This window comes from Sphingomonas sp. Leaf5 (assembly GCF_001421155.1).
Taxonomy (GTDB): domain Bacteria; phylum Pseudomonadota; class Alphaproteobacteria; order Sphingomonadales; family Sphingomonadaceae; genus Sphingomonas.
The window spans coordinates 33,987-57,346 of record NZ_LMJZ01000007.1; the positions used below are offsets into that span (position 1 = coordinate 33,987).

Here is a 23,360-nt window from a genome sequence, read left to right on the forward strand (position 1 = left end):
GGACGGGCGGAAACGCGCTTCGTCCGGCACTTATCAGGGTTACTTCTGTCGGGCGCTGCGATAAGGATCGCGGCATCGACACGACCGCCCGTCCGGACAGGGAAGCCGGAGGCAGGTTCTGACAAGGGGGATTTTATGTCGGCGGGATATCGTTCGCGCGCACTGTTGCTGCTGTCGGTGGCGCTGACCGGGGTCGCCCCGGCGATGGCGCAGGTCGCCCGTCCGACGACGCGACCGGCCACGCGACCGGCGCAGCCTGCCCTCACCCCGATGCGGTCGGACCCGGTGTCGTCGGAAATCCCGACCCTGCCCGCCGATCCCAATGCGCGGACCGAAACGCTGGCCGAGGCGGTGGCCGATGCCTATCGCCACAATCCGCAGCTCGAGGCGCAGCGCGCCCAGCTGCGTTCGATCGACGAAAGCGTCATCCAGGCCAGCTCGCCCTATCGTCTGCGCTCCAGCGTCGTCGGCACGGTCCGGTACCAGGAGCAGGTGCAGCGGCAGATCTTCTTCAACGATCTGGTCACCAACCGGAACCGCGCGACCGGCGCGTCGCTGACCGCGTCGCAGATCCTGTTCAACGGCGGTCGTACCGCCGCGCAGGTGTCGGCAGCCGAGGCCGATGTGCTGTCGGCGCGCGAACGGCTGCGCGAGGTCGAGAGCTTCATCCTGTTCGAAGTCGTCGATGCCTATGCATCGGTGCTGCGCGACCAGACGCTGATCGCGATCCAGCGGCGCTCGGTCGATTCGTACCAGCGGCAGGTCGATCAGGCGCAGGCGCGCGAACGCGCGGGCGACCTGACCCAGACCGACATCAATCAGGCGCAGGCCCAGCTCGGGCTGGTGCAGGCGCAGCTGGCGCAGGGCGAGGCCAATCTGGAGCGCAGCCGCGGCCGTTTCGCCGTCGCGGTCGGGCGCAATCCGGGTAATCTGGCCCCGCCGCCTGTTCTCCCGGGCATCCCGACATCAATCGACCTCGCGTTCCGCAGCGCCGAGCAGGAAAGCCCGGCATTGTGGCAGGCGATCCTGAACGAACGCGGCGCGCGGGCGCGGATCGCCGCCGAGCGTGCCGAGCGCAATCCGGTGCTGAGCGCGGATGCGTCGATCGGCCTGAACGACCCCACCGGCATCGGTTTCGACAATCTGCGTCGCGGCGCGAGCGCGTCGGCGACGCTGACCGTGCCGCTGCTGACCGGCGGCGTGGTCGATTCGCGCGTGCGGCAAGCGCTGGCGAACCAGCAGGCGCAGGCGTTCACCGTCGAGGCGACCCGCCGGGGCGTGTCGTCGCAGGTGCAGCAGGCGTGGAACCAGACGATCTCGTCGGGTGAACAGCAGACGATCGGCCTGCGCAGCGTCGAGGCGGCGGCCCGCGCGCTGGAAGGCGTGCGGCGCGGATTCCAGGAAGGCTTCCGTTCGAACTTCGAAGTGCTCGATTCGGAGCAGCGGCTGCTCAACTCGCAACAGCTGGTCGCGAACGCCGAATATCAGCGTTACAGCTCGCAGGCGACGCTGCTGACCTATATCGGCCGGCTGGAAACCGCGTTGCTCAATCCGGGGGCCGCGACCTATGACATGGAGCGCAACCTGAAGAAACAGAAGGCGATGCAGATCGATCCCTTCCAGCCTTTCGTCAGTGTCCTCGACAAGCTGGCGCGCGCGCCGGACGATCCCAAGGAAGCGCCGGCAGTGCCGGTCGCCGGCCCGCCGAACCTGCTGCCGCCGACCGCCCCGCTGCCCGGCCGTCCGCTCGGCACCGCGCTGCCGGTGTTCAAAGACCCCGGTGCGATCGCGCTCCCGGCCGACGATACCGCCCCGCCGTCGGCACGACGCAACCCGGCGGCCGCCCGCAAGGACGACTGAGGATCTGGCGCGGTCGGGCTGTTGGTCCGGCCGCGTTTTTTCTGGACGGGCTGATCGGCAAAGGATCTCTTCGTGAATTGCCGGGGCACGGGACCCGAGGCGCACGCTCCGTCCGACCGCACACTTGCGAAAACACTTTCCTACAAGCTGTCGCCTATGGAACGAACCGTGAACGATCCACCTGGATCGTCAGCGGGAGAATGTTCATGTCCGATCCGTTCCAGTCCTTCACCGATTCGCCGGTCGGTCCGGCCCGCACCGCGGTCGCGGTGACGCCGAGCGACAGCGCACCGCTGCCCCGTCTGCCCAAGGCGCTTTATATCGGGGGCGGCGGCGACGTGACGCTGCGCTGCGTCGACAGCAGTGCCGACATCGTGTTGAGCGCGGTGCCGGGGGGCAGCGTGCTGCCGGTGCGGGCGCAGTTCGTGCGTGCGACCGGAACGACCGCCACCGCGATCGTGGCGCTCGGCTGATGCTGGGGTTCGCCTTCAATGTCGGCGCATCGCGCGGGCGACGCAGGGCCACGCCGTCATGGCGTGGTGCGACCCGCGACCTGATCGCGCGGATGGACCCGCCGCCCTCCGTCGACCGGACGGCGCAGATCGACCGGCTGATCGGCGCGCTGATCGATGCCGATATCTGGAGCCGGCTGGATACCGTGCTGATCCTCGCCGCGCATGGTCCGAAAGTGGCGCTGCTGAACTGGACCGGACGGCGCGATGCGGCGATCGGCGGTGGCACGCCGGTGTTCGTGCCCGATCGCGGCTATTGGTGCGACGGGCTGGACGACTGGATCGACACCGCGCTGGCACCGGTTGCGGGGACGCAGTTCCAGCGGAACGCCGCGATGGTGGGCGCGTGGACGCGCAAGGACGCACGCAACCCGGCCGCGCCGATCGGGACGATCACCGGCAGCTCGCTGCTGATCAACCCGCGCAACGTCGGCAATGCCAGCACCGGGCGGCTGAACGGGACGACGCTGGTCGCAGGCGGTACCGTCGACACCGGCTATGGCTTTACCGCCATCGACCGCAGCAGTTCGTCGCGCCTGCGCCAGATCATCAACGGCCGGGTGACCGGCAGCACCAGTTCGGCGACGTCGACCACGCCGGCATCGGCGACGATCGGACTGGGACTGACCAACGACATCTATTCGGAGGGGCAGTTCTGCGCATTCGTCGCCGGCGGCACGCTGTCCGACGCGCAGCACCAGACGCTGGCGACGGCACTGGCCGGCTATATGCGCGAGGTTGGCGTCGCCCCCCTGCCCGCCCCGACCAGCCGGACCTTGCCGTCGTCGCAAAGCATCGCCCTGCCCGATGGATCGGCACCGATCAGCGCGGGCAGCGGCATGGCGGTCACCGGCATCACCCGCGATCTGGCCGGTCGCTGGTATCTCGGCAATGGCCGACCGACCCGGACCGCGTTGCTGTTCACCCGGATGAAGCCCGACCTGTTGGCGATCGACGAGGAATTCGACCTGACGCGACTGGGGCTGTCGAGCGACTTTGCCGGATCGTGTCAGGGCATGACCTGCGACCGGACGACGGGACGGATCTGGTTCCTGTTGAAACAGGCGGGCAGCAGCGGCGACAAGACCTATCTGGCGAGCTTCGATCCGGCGACGGGCGCGCTGGCGGGTGCGCCGACGCTGGTCCTGCCGGGCGACAACGGCATCGCCTTTGATTCGCGGCGCGACGGTTTCTGGATCGTGCGCGATCAGAACGAGTTAGTATTGTACGATCGACAGGGTCGGCCACGCACCGGCGCGATCGAGCTGCCCGCGAACAGCGACCATGTGGTCGTCGTCGAAACCGCGCAGGGTGACTATGCGGTCGGCGATATCCTCGTCACCTTTGGTGCGAACGGCGCGGCCGGATCGCTGCTTCGCCTGCGGACCGGCGACTATGGCGGGCCGAATCAGATCGCGATCGACGTCCTGACCGGGGCCGATTCGGTCGAAGGCGTTCATATCCAGGGCAATTCGCTGTGGATCGGCAATGACGGCGCAACGAATTCGGGCAATCCCCCGCGAAATCGTCTGTTGACCTATCTGCCCTGACGAACGGATCGGCGCGGGCCACCGGTTGCCCGCGCCGATCCGTCCCGTCGGGGGACGCGCGTCCCCCGATCGGACAGAATTCGTTACGGTAGCGGCCAATGGTGTGCCGACGTCGATCAACGACCTTCAATCCTGCATTCGGCCGTTTGGGTAAACGGCCAGTCCACCATTTGCCGTATCATGACGGCACGCCGAATAGTCCTTGATCAGCCAAGGTTCTGCAATGGAACGCGAGAGCTCGCGAGGACACCATATCGTCGGGCGTTCAACAATCTTCGGTAAACACCCTTATAACCTCGTACTTTAGAACATCGGAAAAGGGATTCGGTGTCTATGGTCCTTGGGTTTGCGAAGCAGTCCAGACACTGCTCACCGCGAGTTCCACCGAGATTTCACAATCATTTTCGGCGGGGAAAATCGATGACCATGAACAGCGCAGTCGCAAACGGCGAACTTCATCTTCAGGGCACTTATCTGAGCATCGGCATCAATGCCGACGGCAACCTTGGCACCACCAAGAACGCACCGACCGGTTTCGCGACCGACGCCGACAGCGGCTTCCTGCGCGTCGGCATGTTCGCCGACCTCGACGGGTTCGGCCAGGGCAACGCGACCACGCTCGACGACGCGCTGCTGCAGGGCCGTTCGATCGAAGGGTTCAACATCGGCTACACGATCGGTTCGAACAAGGTCGTGCAGAGCAACCAGATGCTCACCGGCTATCACCAGATCAACGGCAAGCTGAGCGATGCCAGCACCGAAACCGAAGGCAAGGCGATCTGGAACGGCGCGACCAAGGACAATCTGGGCGTCGCACAGACCATCACGCTGGCCAATGACGCCAAGTACATCAAGATCGACGTCACGCTGACCAACAATTCGGCGACGACCATGAACGACGTCCGCTACATGCGGACCGCCGATCCCGATCAGGCCGGCAAGTACGACACCGCGAACAAGATCGAAAAGCAGGGCAACGGCGCGCTGGTCACCGCGATGCTGCAAAAGGACACCCCCTTCTTCCTGTATTCGCAGGACGCCCGGGCGACCGCTTCCTTCTACGGCTTCGTCAATCTCGATCCCTATGCAGCGACCAACACGTCGCAGGCGCAGGGCTATACCAAGACGGTCGACCAGACGCTGAACCTGACCTTCGGCCTCGGCACGCTGAAGCCCGGTGAATCGACCAAGATCACGCTGTACATGGGCGTCACCGACAATCTGAAGTCGACCATTGCCCAGATCGACGCCGGCAAGGCACCGGTCGTCGTCAACCTCGCCCCCGAAGCGGTGGCCGACGCCTTTGACGGTGACCAGGACAATGCGGTGACCGGCAACGTCCTGTCGAACGACAAGGACCCAGAGGGCAAGAAGCTGACCGCCAGCCTGCTCGACGGTCCGGACCATGGCACGATCACCTTCTCGGCCGACGGTTCGTTCATCTACACGCCGGACGCCGGCTGGAGCGGCGGCGACAGCTTCACCTATGCCGCATCGGATGGTGTGCATAACTCGAACGCCACCGTCGACCTGTCGATCGAGGCCGCCCCGGTCATCGAGGAACCGGTGATCGAACTGCCCCCGGTCGTCGCTCCGGTCGTTCTGCCGCCGGTGTCGACCGATCCGTTCCTCGACCTGCTCCAGGCCGCGTCGGTGATCCATGGCAATGCCAGCGCCAACGAAATCCTGACGGGTACCGCCGGCGCCGACGTCTTCCACTTCTCGAACGCTGCCACCACCGGTCAGGACCGCATCGTCGGCTTCGGCAAGAGCGACCTCTTCGTCACCGACGCCAAGCTGTACGACGGCAACAATGACGGCATCATCGCCCTGTCGCGGAACAAGGTGTCGATCGACGGCGGCAAGAATGGCGATACGGTCGTGATCGAAGGTGTGTCGAAGCTGCGCTTCCTCGGCACCGACGATGCGGGCCATGCGGTCTATGCCGATGCCAGCGCCCGTCCGAAGAGCGCCAAGGAAGGCACCACCGCCGACGACGCCTTCATGGGCGACGCCCGCAACAAGTCGAAGAACGTGTTCTTCTTCGACACCAACCACGGCCTCGACCTCGGCAACGACACGATCGGCAACTTCGGCAAGCATGACCTGGTCGTCACGACCACGAAGCTGGCCGACGACAACAGCGACGGCATCGTCAGCGCCACCGGCGGCAAGTTCGCGCTGCCCGGCGACACCGGCTCGCTGCTGGTCAGCGATACCAAGGGTGCCGCGATCGACTCGCTCGAATTCGACGGATCGGTCGTCCGCGACGGGCTGACCTACTATGTCTACTCGCTGGTCGGATCGGTCGGCACCGACGCGAGCGATCTGAGCTTCTGAACCGTCCCATCGGGACACTAGCGAACGCCGGTCCCGCAAGGGCCGGCGTTCTGCCGTTCAGCGGCGTGCCGCACGCGCGAAAAAGTTAACGAAAAGCGCCGCGCGCATTTGGCACATCGTTTCTTCACCTTTACAGGCTATCGATGGGGAATCGGTGGGAGGAAGCCATGCATCTCGATAATCTTTGCGCCATCATTGCCGAAGTCGAACTGATGGGCGGCGACCCGGTCAGTGAGATCCTTGCGCCCAGCGAAGTGCGCGCCATTGCCGAAGCGGTATTGGCGATCAGCGCGGCCGCGCCGGCGGCGCATGGCGAAGCCGCTACCCCGTTCGCCAGCGTGTGGATGCAGACGATCCCGCCATTCATGCACGATTGTTTCAGCGCGTAACGCAGCCGGGCCGGGCCTTCCCCGGTCCGTGACGATGACCGACGGCGACCGGGCACGCGATGGCGTTCCCGGTCGCCGTCGTTTCGGGACTGGCGCGTGCGCCACTGCCCGCAACGGTTCGGGCATCGTGGTACGGAACCGACCGAGCAGGACGGCCAGCATTATGATTACGGGAAATTAATATGCCTGTCATGTAACCACCCTACCCAGCGGACAAATCACAAGGGGACGTGGCGTGGCAGTTGCTGGAGATATCGCGTTGGTCGGCTATGGTGCCGATGCCGGGGTAAAGTCGTTCGCATTCGTCCTGCTGGCCGATCTGGCCGGGCAGACCCTCTATTTCACCGACAATGGCTGGCTGGCGGCCGGCGGCTTCCGTGCCAATGAAGGTACGGTCTCCTATACCGTGCCCGCCGATGCGAAGATCGGGACGGTCGTGACCATTTCCGGCCTGACCGGGATGCTCAATCCCTCGGCGAGCGGCGATCAGATCCTCGCCTATACCGGCAGCGCCACCAATCCGACCTTCCTGTTCGCGCTGAACTTCGCCGACGGCAAGACGGCGTTCGCCGGCGACGCGACGAGCTCGAACACCAGCGCGGTCCCGACCGGCCTGACCGCCGGCGCAGATGCGCTGGCCTTCGGCGACGACAACGGTGCCTATACCGGCCCGACGACCGGCAGCCGCGCAGAAATCCTCGCCGCGATCGCCGATACGAAGAACTGGACCACCAACGACACCGCCGGCGTGGCCTATGCCAGCGGCTTCACCGTCGGCGGCGGCAGCAATGCCGGGGCGTTCGGCGTCGCCGATATATCGGTGGAAGAAGGCGATGCCGGGACGACCGACCTGACCTTCACCGTCACCCGCGACGGCGGCAGCGACGGCGAAGCCACCGTCGACTATGCCGCGACCTTCGGATCGGCCGATGCCGGCGATATCGTCGGGACGTTGCCGACCGGCACGCTGACCTTCGCCGCTGGCGAGACCGCGAAGACCGTGACCATCACCGTCGCCGGCGACACCGTCCGCGAATCGGATGAGACGATCGCCCTGACGCTGACCGGTGCCACTGGCGGCGCGACGATCGCCGATGCGACCGCGACCGGCACGATAGTGAACGACGACGGCACCGCGCCCGCGGTGTCGATCGGCGACGTTTCGGTGGTCGAGGGCGATGCGGGCCAGACGCTGGCAACCTTCACCGTCACCCGCACGGGCGGCGATGGCGCGTTTTCGGTCGCCTATGAGACGATGAGCAACACCGCGACCGCCGGCAGCGATTTCGTCGGTGCCGACGGCCGCATCGACTTTGCCGCCGGCCAGCAGACGGCGACCATCTCGATCGCGGTGAACGGCGATACCGTTCGCGAAGGCAACGAAAAATTCTACGTCGCGCTGTCCGATGCCACCGATGGCGCGACGCTGACCGATTCGCTGGGCGAAGCGACGATCGTCAACGACGACCTGTTCCGCATCCATGACGTGCAGGGCGCGGCGTTCTTCAGCCCCGTCCTCACGGCCGACGGGGTCGGCGGCTTCAACATCCGATCGACGACCACCGTCACGGTACAGGCGGTGGTGACCGCGCTCGACGGCACCGGCGCACGGCAGGGTTTCTACCTGACCGAAGAGACCGCCGACTGGGATACGAGCGCGCTGACCTCCGAAGGCATCTTCGTGATGGCCCGCGACGATCGCAACGCCGGCACGACGCTGGCCGCGCTTGCGCCGAACCTGCGGGTCGGCGACCTCGTGACCGTCACCGCGCAGGTGATGGAGTATCAGGCGTTCACCAACATGCCGCGCACCGTGCTGACCGGTGTCAGCGGCATCACCGTGGATGCCAGCAACCAGGATCTGCCGACCCTGATCCTCGACGGATCGCCCGGCCGCGCCATCCCCAGCGCGATCCTGACCGACGAGGTGCCCAATTACTTCGATTCGGTCGGCGGTGCGGGTTTCGATCCGGCCAACGACGCGCTCGACTTCTTCGAAACGATCGAGGGGATGCGGGTCACCGTGCCCGACATGGTGGTCGCCGACGGTTTCGTCGGCGTTTCGGGCGGCAAGCCGTTCCTGAAAGCCTATTCGGCCGTCCATGCCGATGCCGACCAGATCAACAGCCGTGGCGGCTACACGATCGGCGGCGACCCGAAGCTGTCGCCGCCCGATACCGCCGATACCCGCGACGACGTTCGTTCGGGCGGGCGCTATATTCATGACGGCGATACCAATCCCGACATCCTCGAACTCGATTTCACCGACTTCGCGACCGCCGCGCCGGCGGCGCTCGTCACCGCCGCATCGGCGGGCGACAAGCTGGGCGACGTGACCGGTATCGTCGAATTCGACTTTACCGACCTGAAGCTGTTCGTGACCGACCCGGTGACGATCAAGGAAGACGTGACGCCCGTGCGCGAAGTGACGACGATCGTCGCCGATGCCCGCGCGCTGACCATCGGCACGTTCAACGTCGAAAATCTTGCCGCGACCGATGCCGACGCGCGCTTCACCGCGATCGCCGATGCCATCGCCGTCAATCTGAAGACGCCCGACATCCTGACGATCGAGGAAATCCAGGACAATAACGGCGCGACCGCGGGCGATGGCACCTCGTCGACCGGTACCGACGCCTCGCTGACGTGGCAGAAGCTGGTCGACGCGGTCAACGCGGCGACGGGGCAGCGGTACCAGTGGGTCGACGAACTGCCGGTCTATAATGCCGAGGGCGGCCAGCCCAACGGCAACATCCGCGTCGGCTTTCTCTACAATACCAACCGGGTGCAGCTCGGTGACCTCGCCGCCGACGCGACGATCGAACAGCGCCGCGCCTTTACCGACCGGATCGGCGACGGTGTGCGCGATGCCGGCGACCGGATCGGCCATGACGACAGCCAGATCGCCGGCCAGATCAACGCCGCCGATTGGACCAACACCCGCAAATCGCTGCTCGGCCAGTTCAGCTTTGCCGGCAACGACGTCTATGTCGCCGCCAACCACCTGCCGTCGAAGGGCGGATCGGGCGAATTCTGGCAGCTCGACCAGAATATCGACAATGGTCAGCCGACCAATGCCGGCTGGGCCAAGCGCAACGCCATCGGCGAAGACGTCTGGCACATGCTCGATACGATCCAGTCGGCATCGTCCGACAACCGGATCGTCGCGGGCGGCGACTGGAACGAATTCTACTTCAACCGCGCGATGGAAGCGGCGACCGGCTATGTCGACGCCAACGGCACTGCCCGCGACGGCGGCGCACGGTTCGACAATCTGACCGTGACCGAGCTGACCGAGGCCGAGCGCTATACCTATATGTTCGATGGCCGGTCGCAGGCGATCGACCATGTCATCGTCGATCAGCAATTGGGCGCGGTCGCCAGCTATGACGTCGTCCATATCAACACCGGCTATAACAATCGCGGTGGCACCAACCCGGCCTTGTCGGACCATGACCCCGCGCTCGCCCAGTTCGATTTCCGCAATTTCGGCGAACGCCTGCGTGGCACTGCCGCGATCGACCGGATCGAGGGGCTTGGTGGCGACGACCGGATCGAGGGGCTGGCCGGCAACGACCAGTTGTTCGGCGGTGACGGCAACGACCTGCTGATCGGCGGTGCCGGCAGCGACACGATGTGGGGCGGTGCCGGCAGCGACGCGTTCTTCTACGATGCGACCGGAGCCGGCGGAAAGGACCGGATCAAGGACTTCTCGTCCGAAGATTTCCTCGTCACCACCGTTCGCTTGCGGGACAACAACAAGAACGGCCTGATCGCGGCCGGCTCGAACAAGGTGTTCGACCTGTCGGGCGGCGGTTCGATCGCGATCGAAGCGGTCAACGGATCGAGTGTCCGTACGATCGAATATGACGGCATGCTGATGAAGAACGGCGTGGCTTATTATATCTACAGCACGGTCGGTTCGACCACCGATCCGGTAGAGGCGCTCGCGCTGCTCTGATCGGCCGGGCGGTGACGAAGGGGGCGGAACCGGTTTGCGGTTCCGCCCCTTTTTTGCGTCCGGAGCGATCTCCGATCCGGTTGGAGCATCGGCCCGCGGGCGACTTTGCTTTCCCGCGCGGCGCGGACCGACAGCGATACCGAAGCATCGCGACCGACACGCGACGAAACCGCGGACATGCCAGCGGCCCACCGCGCAACGGTCGCCCGCAGCGCACCGACGGTGCTCCGACGTGATCGGCAACTGCCCTATTGCGATTGGGCCAGCGTTCCCGGTCCTGCCGGGTCAACACCCTGCCCGTCGCAGCTATTCGCCAGATCGTGTTCGCCTTGCCCGGCGGGAAACCGATCGCGCGACCCATTCACCTGCGATTGCCGTACGCACCATCGATATCGTCATCCCGGGCTTGACCCGCGATTCCACTGTTCTTCGATGACGGCGGGCAAGAAGCGGGCTCCTGGGTCGAGCCCGGGGTGACGATCGGGAAATGGACGTCGGCTTCATCGCACTTGCGCGCCATCTCAGAATGGAGAGCGGGCGTATTGTACGCGGGTGCAGGCCAGAGCGCCGGCCACAGGCGCGATCGTACCGCAACGATTGTCCGTGCTCGACGCGATACGGCAGTACGACCGCCATCATGGCAGTTGGTCGGCGTTCGGTCGACCATGCGCCGCGCAACAAAAGAGGCGCCGGCTTTCGCCAGCGCCTCCCTTACCGATCGCCGTAGAAGCGACGGTTTGCCGTCAGCTTAGAGCGGCGGGGTCGAAGCGTCGGGTGCTTCGTAGATGTAGTAGGTCACGCCGCCATGGACTTCCGTCCCGGCATACTTGATCTTCGTCACGTCCGGGCTCGAGATATCGATCTGGCCGCCCGGGCCCATCTTCGGATCGGTCGACTGCGGCCCCGTCGAACCCGAAACGTCGAGAACGAAGTTCTTGCCGAAACCGACGACATTGTTGGTGGTGTTGTCGAACAGCTTGGCAGTGGTGACAATCTTGTCGCCTGCGCCGAAGTTGGTCAGCACGTCCTGACCCATGTTCAGGCCGAGTGCGTTGTCGATCAGCAGGGTCTTGTTGGCACCGGCGAAATCATAGGTTTCGTTGCCGACCTTGTTTTCCATGACGTTGGCGCGGCCACCGAACTCGGAAATCCACAGGTTCTTTAGCGTCGCCGAATTGGCATAGACGTGCAGGCCATTGTCGCCGGTGCCGCCCTTGCTGCCGAGGTAACGCAGTTCGGTGACGGGGCCGTTATCGCCGCTGACCTGGATCTGGTCGTTGCCGGCGTTCTTGCGGCTGGTGCGATCGATGTCGAGTTCGCCGTTCGCGCCGAACTGGATGAAGCCGTCGCCGTTGCCGTCGAAGATCTGCTTGTAGTTCAGGATCGAATCGTTGCTGCTGAAACCGTTGAGCGTGTCGTCGCCGGCGTTGCCTTCCTTGAACACGAATGCGGTCGCGCCGGCGCTACCGTTGTAAACGTCTGCACTGTTGTTCAGCAGAATGTCGACCTTGGTCGCGCTCGTGATGAGCGTGCTGTTGTCGCGGAACGTCGGAACCGTATCAGCCATGGTGTTTCTCCCTGAAATACTAAAAAAACATCGTTCGGCACGCCCGCCGTTTGAAGGCGCACCGTGCTTAAGAGGGCATTTACGTAGATTGTCGTGAACCGTCAATGAATTATGAAGGGTTCAACATGAACAGGAATCCAACCTATCCAGCTTTAGGACAGGCGTTAACGTTCTAATTTTGTTGACGCAGGACGACGCCGCCCTTCGCGACCGTCCGTTTCTACCTCGTATGAAGTATCGATCCGTTTCGGTTCGTTCGGCCGCCGCAAACATGCGACGACCTGAACCGGCTGCCGCTCGGATGCGATTTTTTTACTACAGCTTTATTTGACGGAACGCTGGAACATCGGCGACAGCCGGTCGCTGCCGAAATCGCGGTTTCCATCGAAACCGTCGGGCCATTCCAGCCGGTGCGGAAGGATGCGCTTTCGCGACGTCGCGTTGCCGACATCGTCAGCGTTACGACCTCCAACCTTGCCCAGTCGTTTCGGACGTGGACCCCTTATTTTCCCCGGCGTCGCTCTACGAGAATTGGTGCGGGATGCAAGCCGATTGGTGCGGCACATTATGCCGGACTGTCCCGACTTTCCCGTGTCGGGACAGTCTTGTGCCATTTTCGTCACGGTTGCGGGTGTTTCATGAACAATCGTTAATTATCAGTTTGCGCAGTGCCCCAATCCGCGCATCATTCGCGCAGTTGTACAGGGAGCGTAGCGTTGCCCGATTTGCCGAATGCCATGCCGCCCGCCCTGTCCAGCTTCGCCGCCACCCAGTCGCAACGCTCGATCGCCGCGCCGCTGTGGCGCGGGGTCCGATCGGTCGGATTGACCTGTGTTGCCGCCACGCCCGAACAATGCGCGACGCTGATCGCGACCGCGCAGCGGGGCGCGCCGGTGTCGATCGACGGCACCGATGCGACCGATCGGGCACGCGTGCAACTCACCGCCGATCTGACGCCGGTCGATGGCCGGCCGGCGATCACGATGTCCGCACGGCCATCGATCGTGATGGATGATGCACAGGGGGAATGGAACGGTCCGGCGGTCGTTGCCGGCGAGGGCGAGGATTTCGCGACCCTCGCCGAACGCGCGCTGGACCGGGCGCTGCCATGGCGCGGCGCACGACCGGATCACCGACTTACAGGGGAGATGAAGTAATGCAGAATAGCGCTCTGGTACCCGGCACGCCCGTCGAACGCGACTGGCCGCTGGGTGGTGCCGACGACCTCGTCGAATCGCTGTCGCTCGATCCGTTCGCGGGTCAGACCTATGCGAACAAGCCGATCGCCACGGCGACCCAGGCGGGGAACATCCTGACCCGTTCGGGCTGGAACTGGACCTACAACAATTACGGCGAATTGAGCGATGGGGTCCTGAACTTCGGTTTCTGGAACAGCATCGATGAGCTGCAGAACAGCTATTACGTCAACGCGACCGGCACGCTGGCCCTGAATGAGGCGTTTTACGGCGCCGATTTTTCGGCTTTCAACGCCGATCAGCGGATGCTGGCGCGCGCGGGCATCGCCCTTTGGGACGATCTGATCGCGATCAGCTTTCAGGAAACCAAGTCGTACAATGCCGACATCACCTTCGGTAACACCTTTACCGGTGGTGCGCAGGCCTATGCCTATCTGCCGTTCGGCAACATCTTCGATGCCTCTGCGCTGCAGGACGGGTTCGAGGATTATGGCCGGCTGAGCGGCGACGTCTGGATCGACGGTTTCGTCAGCTCGAACTTCTTCCCGGTCCGCGACAGCTTCTATGCCAAGACGACGATCGTCCACGAACTCGGCCACTCGCTCGGGCTGAGCCATCCGGGCAATTATGATGCGCTCGACGATGACGACGGCGACGGTCAGCCCGATCCGATCACCTATGCCAACGATGCCGCCTATGCGCAGGATTCGGCACAATATTCGATCATGAGCTATTTCAGCGCCTATGAAACCGGCGCGCAGCATATCGACTGGGCCAATCTCCGCTTCGGCTATGCGGCGACGCCGATGGTCCACGACATCGTCGCCATCCAGAAAATCTATGGTGCCGACCGGACGACGCGGACCGGTGACACCGTCTATGGCTTCAATTCGACCGCCAATCGCGCCGAATACGACTTTACGAAGAACGCGGCACCGATCGTCGCGGTCTACGACGCGGGTGGCAACGACACGCTCGATTTCTCTGGCTGGAACACGCCATCGGTCATCGACCTGAACGCCGGCGCGTTTTCGTCGGGTGGCGGGATCGAGGCGTTCCTGACGCTCGAACAGGTCAATGCCAATCGCGCCGCACAGGGCCTGGCCGCCCGTTCGCAGGCGACGTTCGACGCCTATACCGCGCTGCGTGATGACCTTGGCCTGACCAACGGCCTGTACAAGGACAATATCTCGATCGCGTATGGCGTGACGATCGAAAATGCGATTGGCGGCGGCGGCAACGACCGGCTGATCGGTAACCAGGTCGCCAACAAGCTGACCGGCGGTGCGGGGCGCGATATCTTCGAGTTGCGCAACTCGGGCGTCTCGGGCGTCGACACGGTGACCGATTGGCAGCGCGGCGACGTGCTGGCGGTCGATCGGGCGCTCCGCGACAACAACAATGACGGCATCATCACGTGGCGCGGTGGTACGGTGGCCATCGACACCACCGATGGCGACGCGGTCACGCTGACCGGGGCGAACGGGGCTGCCGGGCTGCGCCTGATGGGCAGCATCGACGGCACCTTCTATTATGGCGACGCCCGCGTCCGCCCGGTCGCGGGTCGCAGCCAGCAGGTCGCGGAAAGCGGCTTCGGCGACGATGTCCTCAAATCGTCGAGCAACAAGAAGATCAGCGACATCTTCTTCTTCGATACCGCCAACCCGATCGCCGGGCTCGGCAACGATTCGCTGACCTTCACCGCACGCGACATCATCGTCACCACGACGGCGTTGTTCGACGGGAATGACGACGGCATCATCCGCTTCAACGACGGCATCCTCGACCTGTCGGGCGCTGGCGGCACGGTCGCCATCTCCGGTACGCGCGCGCTGGAATTCGACGGGATGATCGAACAGAACGGACTGCGCTTCTATATCTACAGCGCCGTCGGTTCGAGCGTCGGCCTGGGCAGCGTCGACGTCTGACGACCTGGGTGGCACGATCCCCGATACGGGATCGTGCCACCCCCTTCCCCCCTTCGCAAACCGGGCAAGGCTCTGCTATTGGCGGGACTTCGCTGGGAAGGGATCGATCGCCGTGACGTTTGGCCATACACACGCGGCGGCGCGATGAACCGCATCGCACGCCAGGCCGGCACCGGTCGCGATTCGGCGGCGCTGCGCTGGACGATGACGCTGATCCCGCCCTTCGCCATCGCCTATAACGGTATTTTCGCCGCCGCCGCCGCGGTGGGCGCACCGATGAATAACGCGATCGTCATCGCCGCCGAACTGCTCATCATCCTCAGCGCGATCGGCCTGTCGTTCGTCCGCGACGGCATCCGCCGCGAGGATATGGCACCGCTGCTGTTCGTCGCCGGGATCGTCGCGGTCGCGATGATCGGGTCGCTGGTGTTCGAACGCCCGATGATCGAGGGGGTGCGCAACGCGCTGATCATCGCCGCCTTCACGATCCTCGGCATCCGCTGCGACGAACGAATGGTTCGCATCGCCTTTGCGGTCGGTTGCGGGATCGCGCTGGGCGTCTTGCTGCTCGAAATCAGCAGCGTCGACACCTATGCCTCGATCTTCCAGCCGGCGAGCTATCTGACCAAGACGCGCGGGTTCGTCGTCAAGGATTTCATGGACGAGAATTCGCTGGCGATCGGGACGATCTCGTACAGCGGGCGCTTCACCTTCGGCCTGTATGACGGGCCGCGCACCTCGTCGATCTTTCTGGAACAGGTCAGCATCAACTGCTTCTCGATCGTCATCATGGTGTATCTGTGCACCATGTGGCAGCGGCTGAGCCTCGCCGAACGGATACTGGCGCTGGCGACGGTGTTCCTGATCGTGGTCACCAACAATGCGCGCATGTCGGCGCTGCTCGCGCCGCTGTTCCTGATCGGGTATTTCCTGTTCCCGCGCCTGCCGCGCTATTGGCAGGGGCTGATGCCCGTCGTGTCGATCGGCGCGACCTTCCTACTGTTCGCGTTCATCCCGTGGCGCGCCGGCGACGATCCGGTCGGGCGGCTCGGCGTGACCTATCGCTATCTGACATCCTATAATGCCGGCGATTACTTGTTCGGCGTGCCCGCGCTCATCGCGCGGACCGGCGATACCGGCTATGGCTTCGTGATCGCGTCGATGGGACTGGCGGGCGCCTTCGTCTACTGGGCCTATCTGATCGTCGTCGTGCCCCAGAATTCGGACATGTCACGACGCGCGGCATGGGCGTCCGCGCTGTACATCTATGTCTGGCTGCTCGTCGGCGGCACCGGCACCTTCTCGATGAAGTCGGCCCCGCTGCTCTGGCTGCTGCTCGGCTATTGCCGGGCAACCTATCTGGCGGCGCAGGACGAAGGGGCGCGTCGGCAGGCCGAAGCCCACCGACTGACACCGCGCGAGCGCATGGCCCGGCGACACGCCGCCGCCGGTTGACCGGTCAGTGTGACCGGAACAGATGGATCGCCGCCATGATCGCCAGCCATGGCGTCGCGGCATAGACCGCCAGCGTCATCAACCGCTGGCGCGGTGACCATTTGAACGGTTGGGCAGCCGGTGCGACGTCGAAGCTGACGACGTTGCCGCGAGTCGCGTCGGACACGGCACCCGACGGCAACGTTCCGATGAACTCGCAGCCATATTGGGTACCCTCGCCCCACATCACGGTCGCCTCGACCGTGCCGACCCCGGCAAGGCCCAGCAGGACCGATTCGCCGACGCCCAGCGGATGGCCGGTGCGGATACGGCACCCGTGGCGGGTCAGGTCGAGCAGCGCGCTATGCACCGGCGGCCGCCCCGCAGCGCGCAATACGCACGCACGACCGACCGAAACACGATCGTCATCGCGACGACCGACAAACTGTTCTTCAATTATGCGTGCCTGAAGACTCATGGCATCCTCCATCTGGCTCCACACCGGATAGCGGATCAGGTCTTACCAAAGCTTTTCTGCGCACATCGAATTGATGGTTACTAATCGGTGATTGGTAAACGGCGGGTAAATCATTGCGCCTTTATTGTTCACCAGCGAATTTCGCGATCAGATCGTCCAGGTGACCGGGCGGATATCGCGTGCCGGACTGCCGGCGACCAGCATACCGGGCGCGACGTCGCGGACCACGATCGATCCGGCGGCGATCACCGCGCCCGATCCGATCGTCACGCCCTTCAGCACCATTACCCCCAGCCCGATCCAGACATCGTCGCCGATCACCACCGGCGCGGTCCGCCCGCGCGAACCGGTCAGATCGTGATGGTCGGTGTCCATGATGACGGTGCGCGCGGCGATCGCGACACGTTGGCCGATCGTCACCGCATGATGGCAATCGATCCGTACGTCGTCGGCCAGATAGCCGCTGCCGAGGGTCAGCCGCCCGCCCTTTCCAACGCGGATCTCGACGCCGCGATGCAGGGCGAAGATGCCGTCGACTTGCATCGCGCCGCCGGGCCGGACAGCGACCTCGGTCCCGCGCGACACCTGACCGGGCCAGCATTTGCCGATCGCCAACCGCCCCTTGCCGCTCACCGGCCCGGCGATCGACAGCCGCGCGCGCCGGTAGATCAGGACGCGAAACGGCGTACGCAGATTTGCGAACATGGTCGCGAAGGGTCGCAACCGCAGCAGCAGCCGGAGAAAAGGTGCCGCGCGCGTAAATACATTCAAATCAATTCCCCCGCCTTTTCACGGCGAACGAACGATAAGTATTTAGGTTCAATATGTGTTTTTGTGGACGACGACCTTCACGGTCATCGCGAGGATCGTGACGTCGCGCCAGAACGACCAGTTGGCGGCATATTCCAGATCGGCCTGCAAGCGGCGGGTCAGATCCTCGACATGGTTGGTCGCGCCGCGATAGCCGCGCACCTGTGCCAGACCGGTGATGCCGGGCTTCAGCGCGTGGCGATGCCAGTAGCGCGTGTCGACGTCCCAGAACAGGTGATTGCCGGCCAGCGAGCCCAGCGCGTGCGGACGCGGGCCGACGATGCTCATCTGTCCAAGGAACACGTTCAGCAGCTGCGGCAATTCGTCGATGCTGGTGCGGCGGATGAAATAGCCGACGCGGGTGATACGGTCGTCATCGCGGCGAGTGGAGACATTGCCATCGGCGTCGCAATTTTCGACACGCATGCTGCGGAACTTCAGAATGTCGAAGAATTCGTTGCCGCGTCCGACGCGCCGCTGGCGGAACAGCACCGGACCCGGACTGTCGAGCTTGATGAGCAACGCCGTCAGCAGCAGCGCGGGAGCCAGCGCGATCAGCGCGGGCACACATACCGCCAGATCGAACGCCCGCTTCGCAAACGCATCGCGCAACGACAGCGGCCCGACCGACACAGTCAGCGTCGCCCGGTCGCCGATATGCGATACGCCCAGCGCCCCGAAATGCGAGATCGTATCGACCACCACATCGCCGCGCACGTTCGCGCCCTTCAGAAGCATTGCCCAGTCCTGGCAGCGCGCTTCGGAACAGGCGACCACCACGCGTTCGCATTCGCGGATCAGTGATCCGAACGCGTTGAGCATCGCCGGGTCACGCAGGTCGGGTACCAGACCGATATCGCTCGCCCGAACCACGCGGTATCCCGGCGGCGGTGCGATGTCGGCCCCGTCGAGGATCAGCATCTGTACCAGCAACCGGTCGCGCAGCCGCGATTCGACGTAGATCGCCACGATCTGCCGGAACACGACCAGCGTCAGCGTGCCGACGACCATCGCGATGCCGATCAGCAGGCGCGACAGGTCGCGCTCGAGCTTCAGGAAATAGGACAGCAGGAACAGCACGCCATAGGTGAACAGCAGCGCCCGCACCGCAGGCGCGGTGTCGACGGATACGTCCTGCGCCGACCGCAGCGAGAACGCGCCCGAGTTGAACGCGATGCCGGTATAGACGATCGCGGTCACCGTCAGCAGCTCGAACAGCTTGAAATCGGACTTCAGCAAATGGCTCGGCAACAGGAAGCCGAACGCGATGGCAGTGATGTCCAGCGCCAGCAAAATCACATAGAGCCGCAGCCGAAGCGCATGCGGCGTCAGCCAGAAACGCGAACTTTTGGTCGCGCCAGCAATATCCGTTCCGGAATCGGCTGGTATTCCTGTCACCCTGATCCCCGATGTCCGCTATTCGCCGTTAACGGCTGTAATTGGTCTTGGTCTTGAAGGCCATGCGTGCGCCGCGCGTCCATGGATGAGTTGCGCTTGCAGCGCAAGTCCGGTGCGACGCGGGCGTACAAAGGGCGTTACGGTGAAAGCGTTACCATCTCTTTACTTCCCCGCAACGCGATACAAGTCGTAAAACGCATCGACATGCCCGCGCCAGCCGAAGCGTGCGTCGAGCAGTGCATCCAGCGCGCCGGGATCGGGCCGGTCGATCGTCGGCCAGTCGCGCGCAAAGGCCGCGCCCGATGCCGGATCGGTGAAATCGACGATGCGGCCGAAGCCCATCGTCTCGATCGTCCGTTCGAACGCGGGAATCGCGTTCAGCACGGGGTAGAGATGCGCCGACGCCCCCTCGATCGCCGCCAGGCCGAAGCCTTCATAGCTCGACGCCGACACATAGACCGACGACCGGCGCACGATATCGGCGATCTCGGCATCGGTCGGCGTCACCACCACCTCGACCGCATCGGCGACACCGGCCGCGGCGGCACGCTCGCGCAGGTCGGCGGCTTCCACGCCCATCGGCTTGCCCGCGATCACCAGCCGCCACGCCGGATCGACCTCGCGCGCCCGTGCGAACCATGGCAGCAGTTCGAACAGCCCCTTGTTCGGTGCCAGCCGGCCGAAATACAGCATCGTGTTCGCCGACGGATCGGCCAGCCCGCGAAACTTGTCGAGGCTGACGCCATTTTCGATCAGCCGCAAATTGCGCGGATGGATCTGCTGGAACCGGTCATGATCCTGCGTGCTCGACGCGCCGGTCGCGGCATAGGCGCGCATCGCGGTGCGGGTGACCGTCGCGAAATAGCGCAGCTTCATCTTGCCGGCGAATTGGGTGTGAAAGAATCCGCCATGCGTCGACAGCACCAGCGTGCGGCCATGGATCGGCTTGGTCAGCGCCAGATAGTCGAACAGGAAATCGACGCCATGGACATGGACGATGTCCGCACCGTTCAGATGTCGCAGCACGCCCGGCGCGATCGGGTAGCGTTTCGACCCCTTCCACGGCACCCGGCGGATCTCGACCCCGTCGATCGCGTCATGGTGCGGCAGCGCGGCCGTCGCATCGTCGTCGAAGATCGTGTCCAGCGTCACCACGCGAACGCCGTGCCCGTCGCGCTGCTGATAGCGCGCCAGTTGCAGGACGCATTCCTCCATGCCGCCGATCCCGGGATGGAACTGGCGGACGACATGGACGATCGACAGGGGGCGATCGGCGGTCATCGACGCGGCTCCGCTCGGTCGGTGCGCGGCCCGGGTCCGGGAAGCGGTCCGGGGCCGGTGGAAAGGGCCGGGTTCAGCATCCGTTGATACTCCGATGGAGGACAGGTCAATCGATCGTTCTTGGAACATTCGATCTTGAACAGATAGCGGTCGGGCCACATCCGGCCCCCGCCCCACCAGGTGATGCCCAGCAGCACGTCGCTGTTCGCGCGCAGTTGCGCGACGGCATCGGCCCCGACCGCCACGCAGCCGGGCGGCACCGCCGCATAGCTGCCGAACGCCGATTCGGTGATGTAGGCGCGCAGGCCGCGTCGCCGCAATTGCTTCGCGAAGCGGTCGAACCCGCTGTCGATGCGTGGCTCGCCCTTGTCGTTGGTGCAATCGCGCTTCGTGCCCGAACCGTCCGAATCGAAATAGCGATGGCCGTTCAGGAACGTGCGGTCGATCGGATCGAGCGGCCCCGGCGTCCGATCGAGCGCACAGCCCGCGCTCTGACACTTGCTATCGGCCGCCTCATGCTTGTCGAACCGCTGGATGCCCGAATATCCCGGCCATTGCAGCAGGATCGGATGGCGGATGCCAGCCCGGCGCAATCCGGCGATCACCGCCTTGGCCTCGCTGGCCCATTGCATCCACTCGACATTGCCGGGTTCGTTGACCAGATCGATCATCACCGACCCGTCGTCGGGAAATTGTCGCGCCAGATCGGTCCAGAACGCGATCTGCTCGCCGACCGGGTTCCAGCGCGAATTGTGATTGTCGAGGATCAGCGGCACCCGGCGCGTGCCGGTAAACGCGGCGATCGCCTTCAGTTCCTCGACCCGGTCGGGCATCATCCGGCTCGGGCGGAACGGATAGCGGATCAGGCCGAAGCGCAGCCGGTCGACGGCGTTGCGCACATCGGCCAGCGTCGGGCGCGGCGCATCGCTCTCCTTGCCCTCGGCTCCCGACAGATTGACGCCGAAGCGGGGCGGCGGCGCGGGACGGCGCGGCGGGTCCTTGGGCTGGGCCTCCCCTTGCCCATTGCATCCCGCGACCAGCATCATGGCGGCCAGCAGCCACGCGGCGCGCATCACGACACCGCCCCCCGCCGCCGGGCAACGGATCGGGCTGCATCGTTCATCAGCGACACCAGAAAATCCCCCAACAACCAGCGCGGCCGTCGCCAGAACAGCAACAATGCCACCACCGCCAGCACCGCCCCGGCGACGCCCAGCGTCACCACCGCCGGTGCCGCCGCCCGCCGCAACGCCGTCACCACCGGCAGGACCACCGCGACGCTCAGTACCGCCAGCAGCACCCCGTGCAGATGGCTGGCAACGAACGCGCGCAGGTCGACGCCAGCGATGCGACACGCGTTGACGTTGATGGTGATATAGGATGCGACCACGGCGATGCTCCCTGCCAGCGCGACGGCTTCGATGCCATAGGGATAGGCGATCAACGCCCCGCCGACGACCATCGCCAGATACACGATCTGGTTCGTGATCATCGCGCCGGTCGCGGCCTTGGCCCGCTGCAACGATCCGCCGATCTTCGAACCCAAGCGGAAATAGCTTGCCGAACACAGGATCGCGAACGGCCCGATCACCGCCGCCCACCGCGATCCGAGAATGATTTCAATGACTTCTGGGGCAAGGACCGCCAGCAACGCCGACATCGGCATCCCGATCGCCGCCGTCAGTTCGGTCCCGCGCAGGAACGCCGCCCGCAACCGCGCGGCATCGTCCTGCACCTGCGCCATCGCCGGAAACACCAGTCGTTCGGCGATGCGGGTATAGAGTTCGGACGGTACGCTCATCAGGTTGAAAGCGCGCGAATAGATGCCGAGCGCGGCGGCATCCATCGTCCGCCCGACCACCAGATTGTTCGACCGCAGCGCAAAGAAGTTCAGGATGCGCGCGACCGAAAACCCGGCGCTGCGCCCCATCAGCCGCTTCGTACCGGCGCGGGTCAGGAGCGGGCGCATCGGCGGACGAACGATCGCGACCAGCCACGCCGCCTTGACCACCGTCTCGACCAGCGCCGCCGCCACCAAGGCCCAATAGCCCCAGCCGAGCCATGCCAGCGCGATGCCGACTCCACCGGTCCCGACGATCCGCGCCAGCACCTGCGCGATCATTACCCGCCGCACGTCGAGACGGCGGACCAGCAGGTTTTCGGGCACGATCCCGAACGACTGGATCACGAACACCAGCGCCAGCACGCGCAGGACACCGGTAACACCATCGATGTTCAGAAACGCCCCCGCCAGCGGCGCGAACAACTGTGCCAGCAGGAAATAGCCGATGCCGCTCAGGAACACGAGCGTGCCGGCGACGCGGACATCGTCGCGGGTCAGCCCCGGCATCTGCACGATCGTCGCGCCGATCCCGACCTCGGCCAGCAACAGCGCCAGTTCGATGAAGATCGTCGCGCCCGCAATCACCCCAAAGTCATGCGGGAACAGGATGCGGGCGAGGACGGCGGTAAAGCCGAGTTCGATCGCCTTCGACGTCAGTTGCAGCGCGGTGGTCCACCCCGCCCCGGCCGCCAGGGTGCGCTTCATCGACCCCGGCGGACCGGTATTCGCCAACGGGTCGCGATCGTCGATACGGCTGTCGTCGCTCATCGATCGCGCGACCGATGCGAACGGGTCGGCGGACGCCCGGACCGA

General features: G+C 64.8%; 16 protein-coding genes. 9 read left to right on the top strand and 7 right to left on the bottom strand.

Going from position 1 to position 23,360, the window contains the following annotated elements:
- Positions 1-135: 135 nt before the first annotated feature.
- The 6 genes from ASE50_RS07275 to ASE50_RS07300 all read left to right on the top strand — a co-directional run bounded on the left by ASE50_RS07275 (position 136) and on the right by ASE50_RS07300 (position 10,612).
- Positions 136-1,860, top strand: a complete 1,725-nt coding sequence (locus tag ASE50_RS07275; RefSeq protein ID WP_056397823.1) for a TolC family outer membrane protein — start codon at positions 136-138, stop codon at positions 1,858-1,860.
- A 206-nt stretch (positions 1,861-2,066) separates the two neighbouring features.
- Positions 2,067-2,333 (top strand): spike base protein, RCAP_Rcc01079 family, encoded by a 267-nt coding sequence (locus ASE50_RS07280; protein WP_056398032.1) that lies wholly within the window; start codon positions 2,067-2,069, stop codon positions 2,331-2,333.
- A complete protein-coding gene (locus ASE50_RS07285; protein WP_056397826.1) occupies positions 2,333-3,922 on the top strand; it encodes a hypothetical protein in 1,590 nt (529 codons plus the stop codon). Before ASE50_RS07280 ends, ASE50_RS07285 begins: the two co-directional genes overlap by 1 nt.
- Positions 3,923-4,342: 420 nt before the next feature.
- Positions 4,343-6,262, top strand: a complete 1,920-nt coding sequence (locus ASE50_RS07290) for an Ig-like domain-containing protein (protein ID WP_056397829.1) — start codon at positions 4,343-4,345, stop codon at positions 6,260-6,262.
- Between the two features lie 143 nt (positions 6,263-6,405).
- Positions 6,406-6,651 carry a hypothetical protein gene (locus ASE50_RS07295; RefSeq protein ID WP_156347337.1) on the top strand — a complete coding sequence of 82 codons (246 nt, stop codon included), beginning with the start codon at positions 6,406-6,408 and terminating at the stop codon, positions 6,649-6,651.
- Positions 6,652-6,886: 235 nt separating this feature from the next.
- Positions 6,887-10,612 carry a Calx-beta domain-containing protein gene (locus tag ASE50_RS07300; RefSeq protein WP_156347338.1) on the top strand — a complete coding sequence of 1,242 codons (3,726 nt, stop codon included), beginning with the start codon at positions 6,887-6,889 and terminating at the stop codon, positions 10,610-10,612.
- A 748-nt stretch (positions 10,613-11,360) separates the two neighbouring features.
- Here the strand turns inward: ASE50_RS07300 and ASE50_RS07305 are convergent.
- The gene (locus ASE50_RS07305; protein WP_056397838.1) at positions 11,361-12,179 is read right to left on the bottom strand and encodes a hypothetical protein; all 819 of its coding nucleotides are present in this window, start codon (positions 12,177-12,179) and stop codon (positions 11,361-11,363) included.
- 716 nt (positions 12,180-12,895) lie between these two features.
- Here ASE50_RS07305 and ASE50_RS19010 point away from each other — a divergent pair.
- The 3 genes from ASE50_RS19010 (at position 12,896) to ASE50_RS07320 (ending at position 16,758) form a co-directional block, all read left to right on the top strand.
- A complete protein-coding gene (locus ASE50_RS19010; RefSeq protein WP_162236176.1) occupies positions 12,896-13,336 on the top strand; it encodes a hypothetical protein in 441 nt (146 codons plus the stop codon).
- A complete protein-coding gene (locus ASE50_RS07315) occupies positions 13,336-15,303 on the top strand; it encodes a M10 family metallopeptidase (RefSeq protein ID WP_056397843.1) in 1,968 nt (655 codons plus the stop codon). Before ASE50_RS19010 ends, ASE50_RS07315 begins: the two co-directional genes overlap by 1 nt.
- Positions 15,304-15,447: 144 nt before the next feature.
- Positions 15,448-16,758, top strand: a complete 1,311-nt coding sequence (locus ASE50_RS07320; protein ID WP_056397846.1) for a hypothetical protein — start codon at positions 15,448-15,450, stop codon at positions 16,756-16,758.
- A 4-nt stretch (positions 16,759-16,762) separates the two neighbouring features.
- On the opposite strand, the gene ASE50_RS07325 is transcribed toward ASE50_RS07320, so the two are convergent.
- From ASE50_RS07325 to ASE50_RS07350, 6 genes are all read right to left on the bottom strand, one after another.
- Positions 16,763-17,215 (bottom strand): PilZ domain-containing protein, encoded by a 453-nt coding sequence (locus tag ASE50_RS07325; protein ID WP_162236177.1) that lies wholly within the window; start codon positions 17,213-17,215, stop codon positions 16,763-16,765.
- Between the two features lie 147 nt (positions 17,216-17,362).
- Positions 17,363-17,920 (bottom strand): acyltransferase, encoded by a 558-nt coding sequence (locus ASE50_RS19670; RefSeq protein WP_156347339.1) that lies wholly within the window; start codon positions 17,918-17,920, stop codon positions 17,363-17,365.
- Positions 17,921-18,034: 114 nt separating this feature from the next.
- The gene (locus tag ASE50_RS07335; protein ID WP_056502166.1) at positions 18,035-19,318 is read right to left on the bottom strand and encodes an exopolysaccharide biosynthesis polyprenyl glycosylphosphotransferase; all 1,284 of its coding nucleotides are present in this window, start codon (positions 19,316-19,318) and stop codon (positions 18,035-18,037) included.
- A 267-nt stretch (positions 19,319-19,585) separates the two neighbouring features.
- Positions 19,586-20,704: a glycosyltransferase family 4 protein gene (locus ASE50_RS07340; protein WP_056397854.1), complete on the bottom strand. Its 1,119-nt coding sequence runs from the start codon at positions 20,702-20,704 to the stop codon at positions 19,586-19,588.
- A complete protein-coding gene (locus ASE50_RS07345; RefSeq protein ID WP_056397856.1) occupies positions 20,701-21,777 on the bottom strand; it encodes a cellulase family glycosylhydrolase in 1,077 nt (358 codons plus the stop codon). Before ASE50_RS07345 ends, ASE50_RS07340 begins: the two co-directional genes overlap by 4 nt.
- Positions 21,777-23,315 carry a lipopolysaccharide biosynthesis protein gene (locus tag ASE50_RS07350; RefSeq protein WP_056397859.1) on the bottom strand — a complete coding sequence of 513 codons (1,539 nt, stop codon included), beginning with the start codon at positions 23,313-23,315 and terminating at the stop codon, positions 21,777-21,779. Before ASE50_RS07350 ends, ASE50_RS07345 begins: the two co-directional genes overlap by 1 nt.
- Positions 23,316-23,360 lie beyond the last annotated feature (45 nt).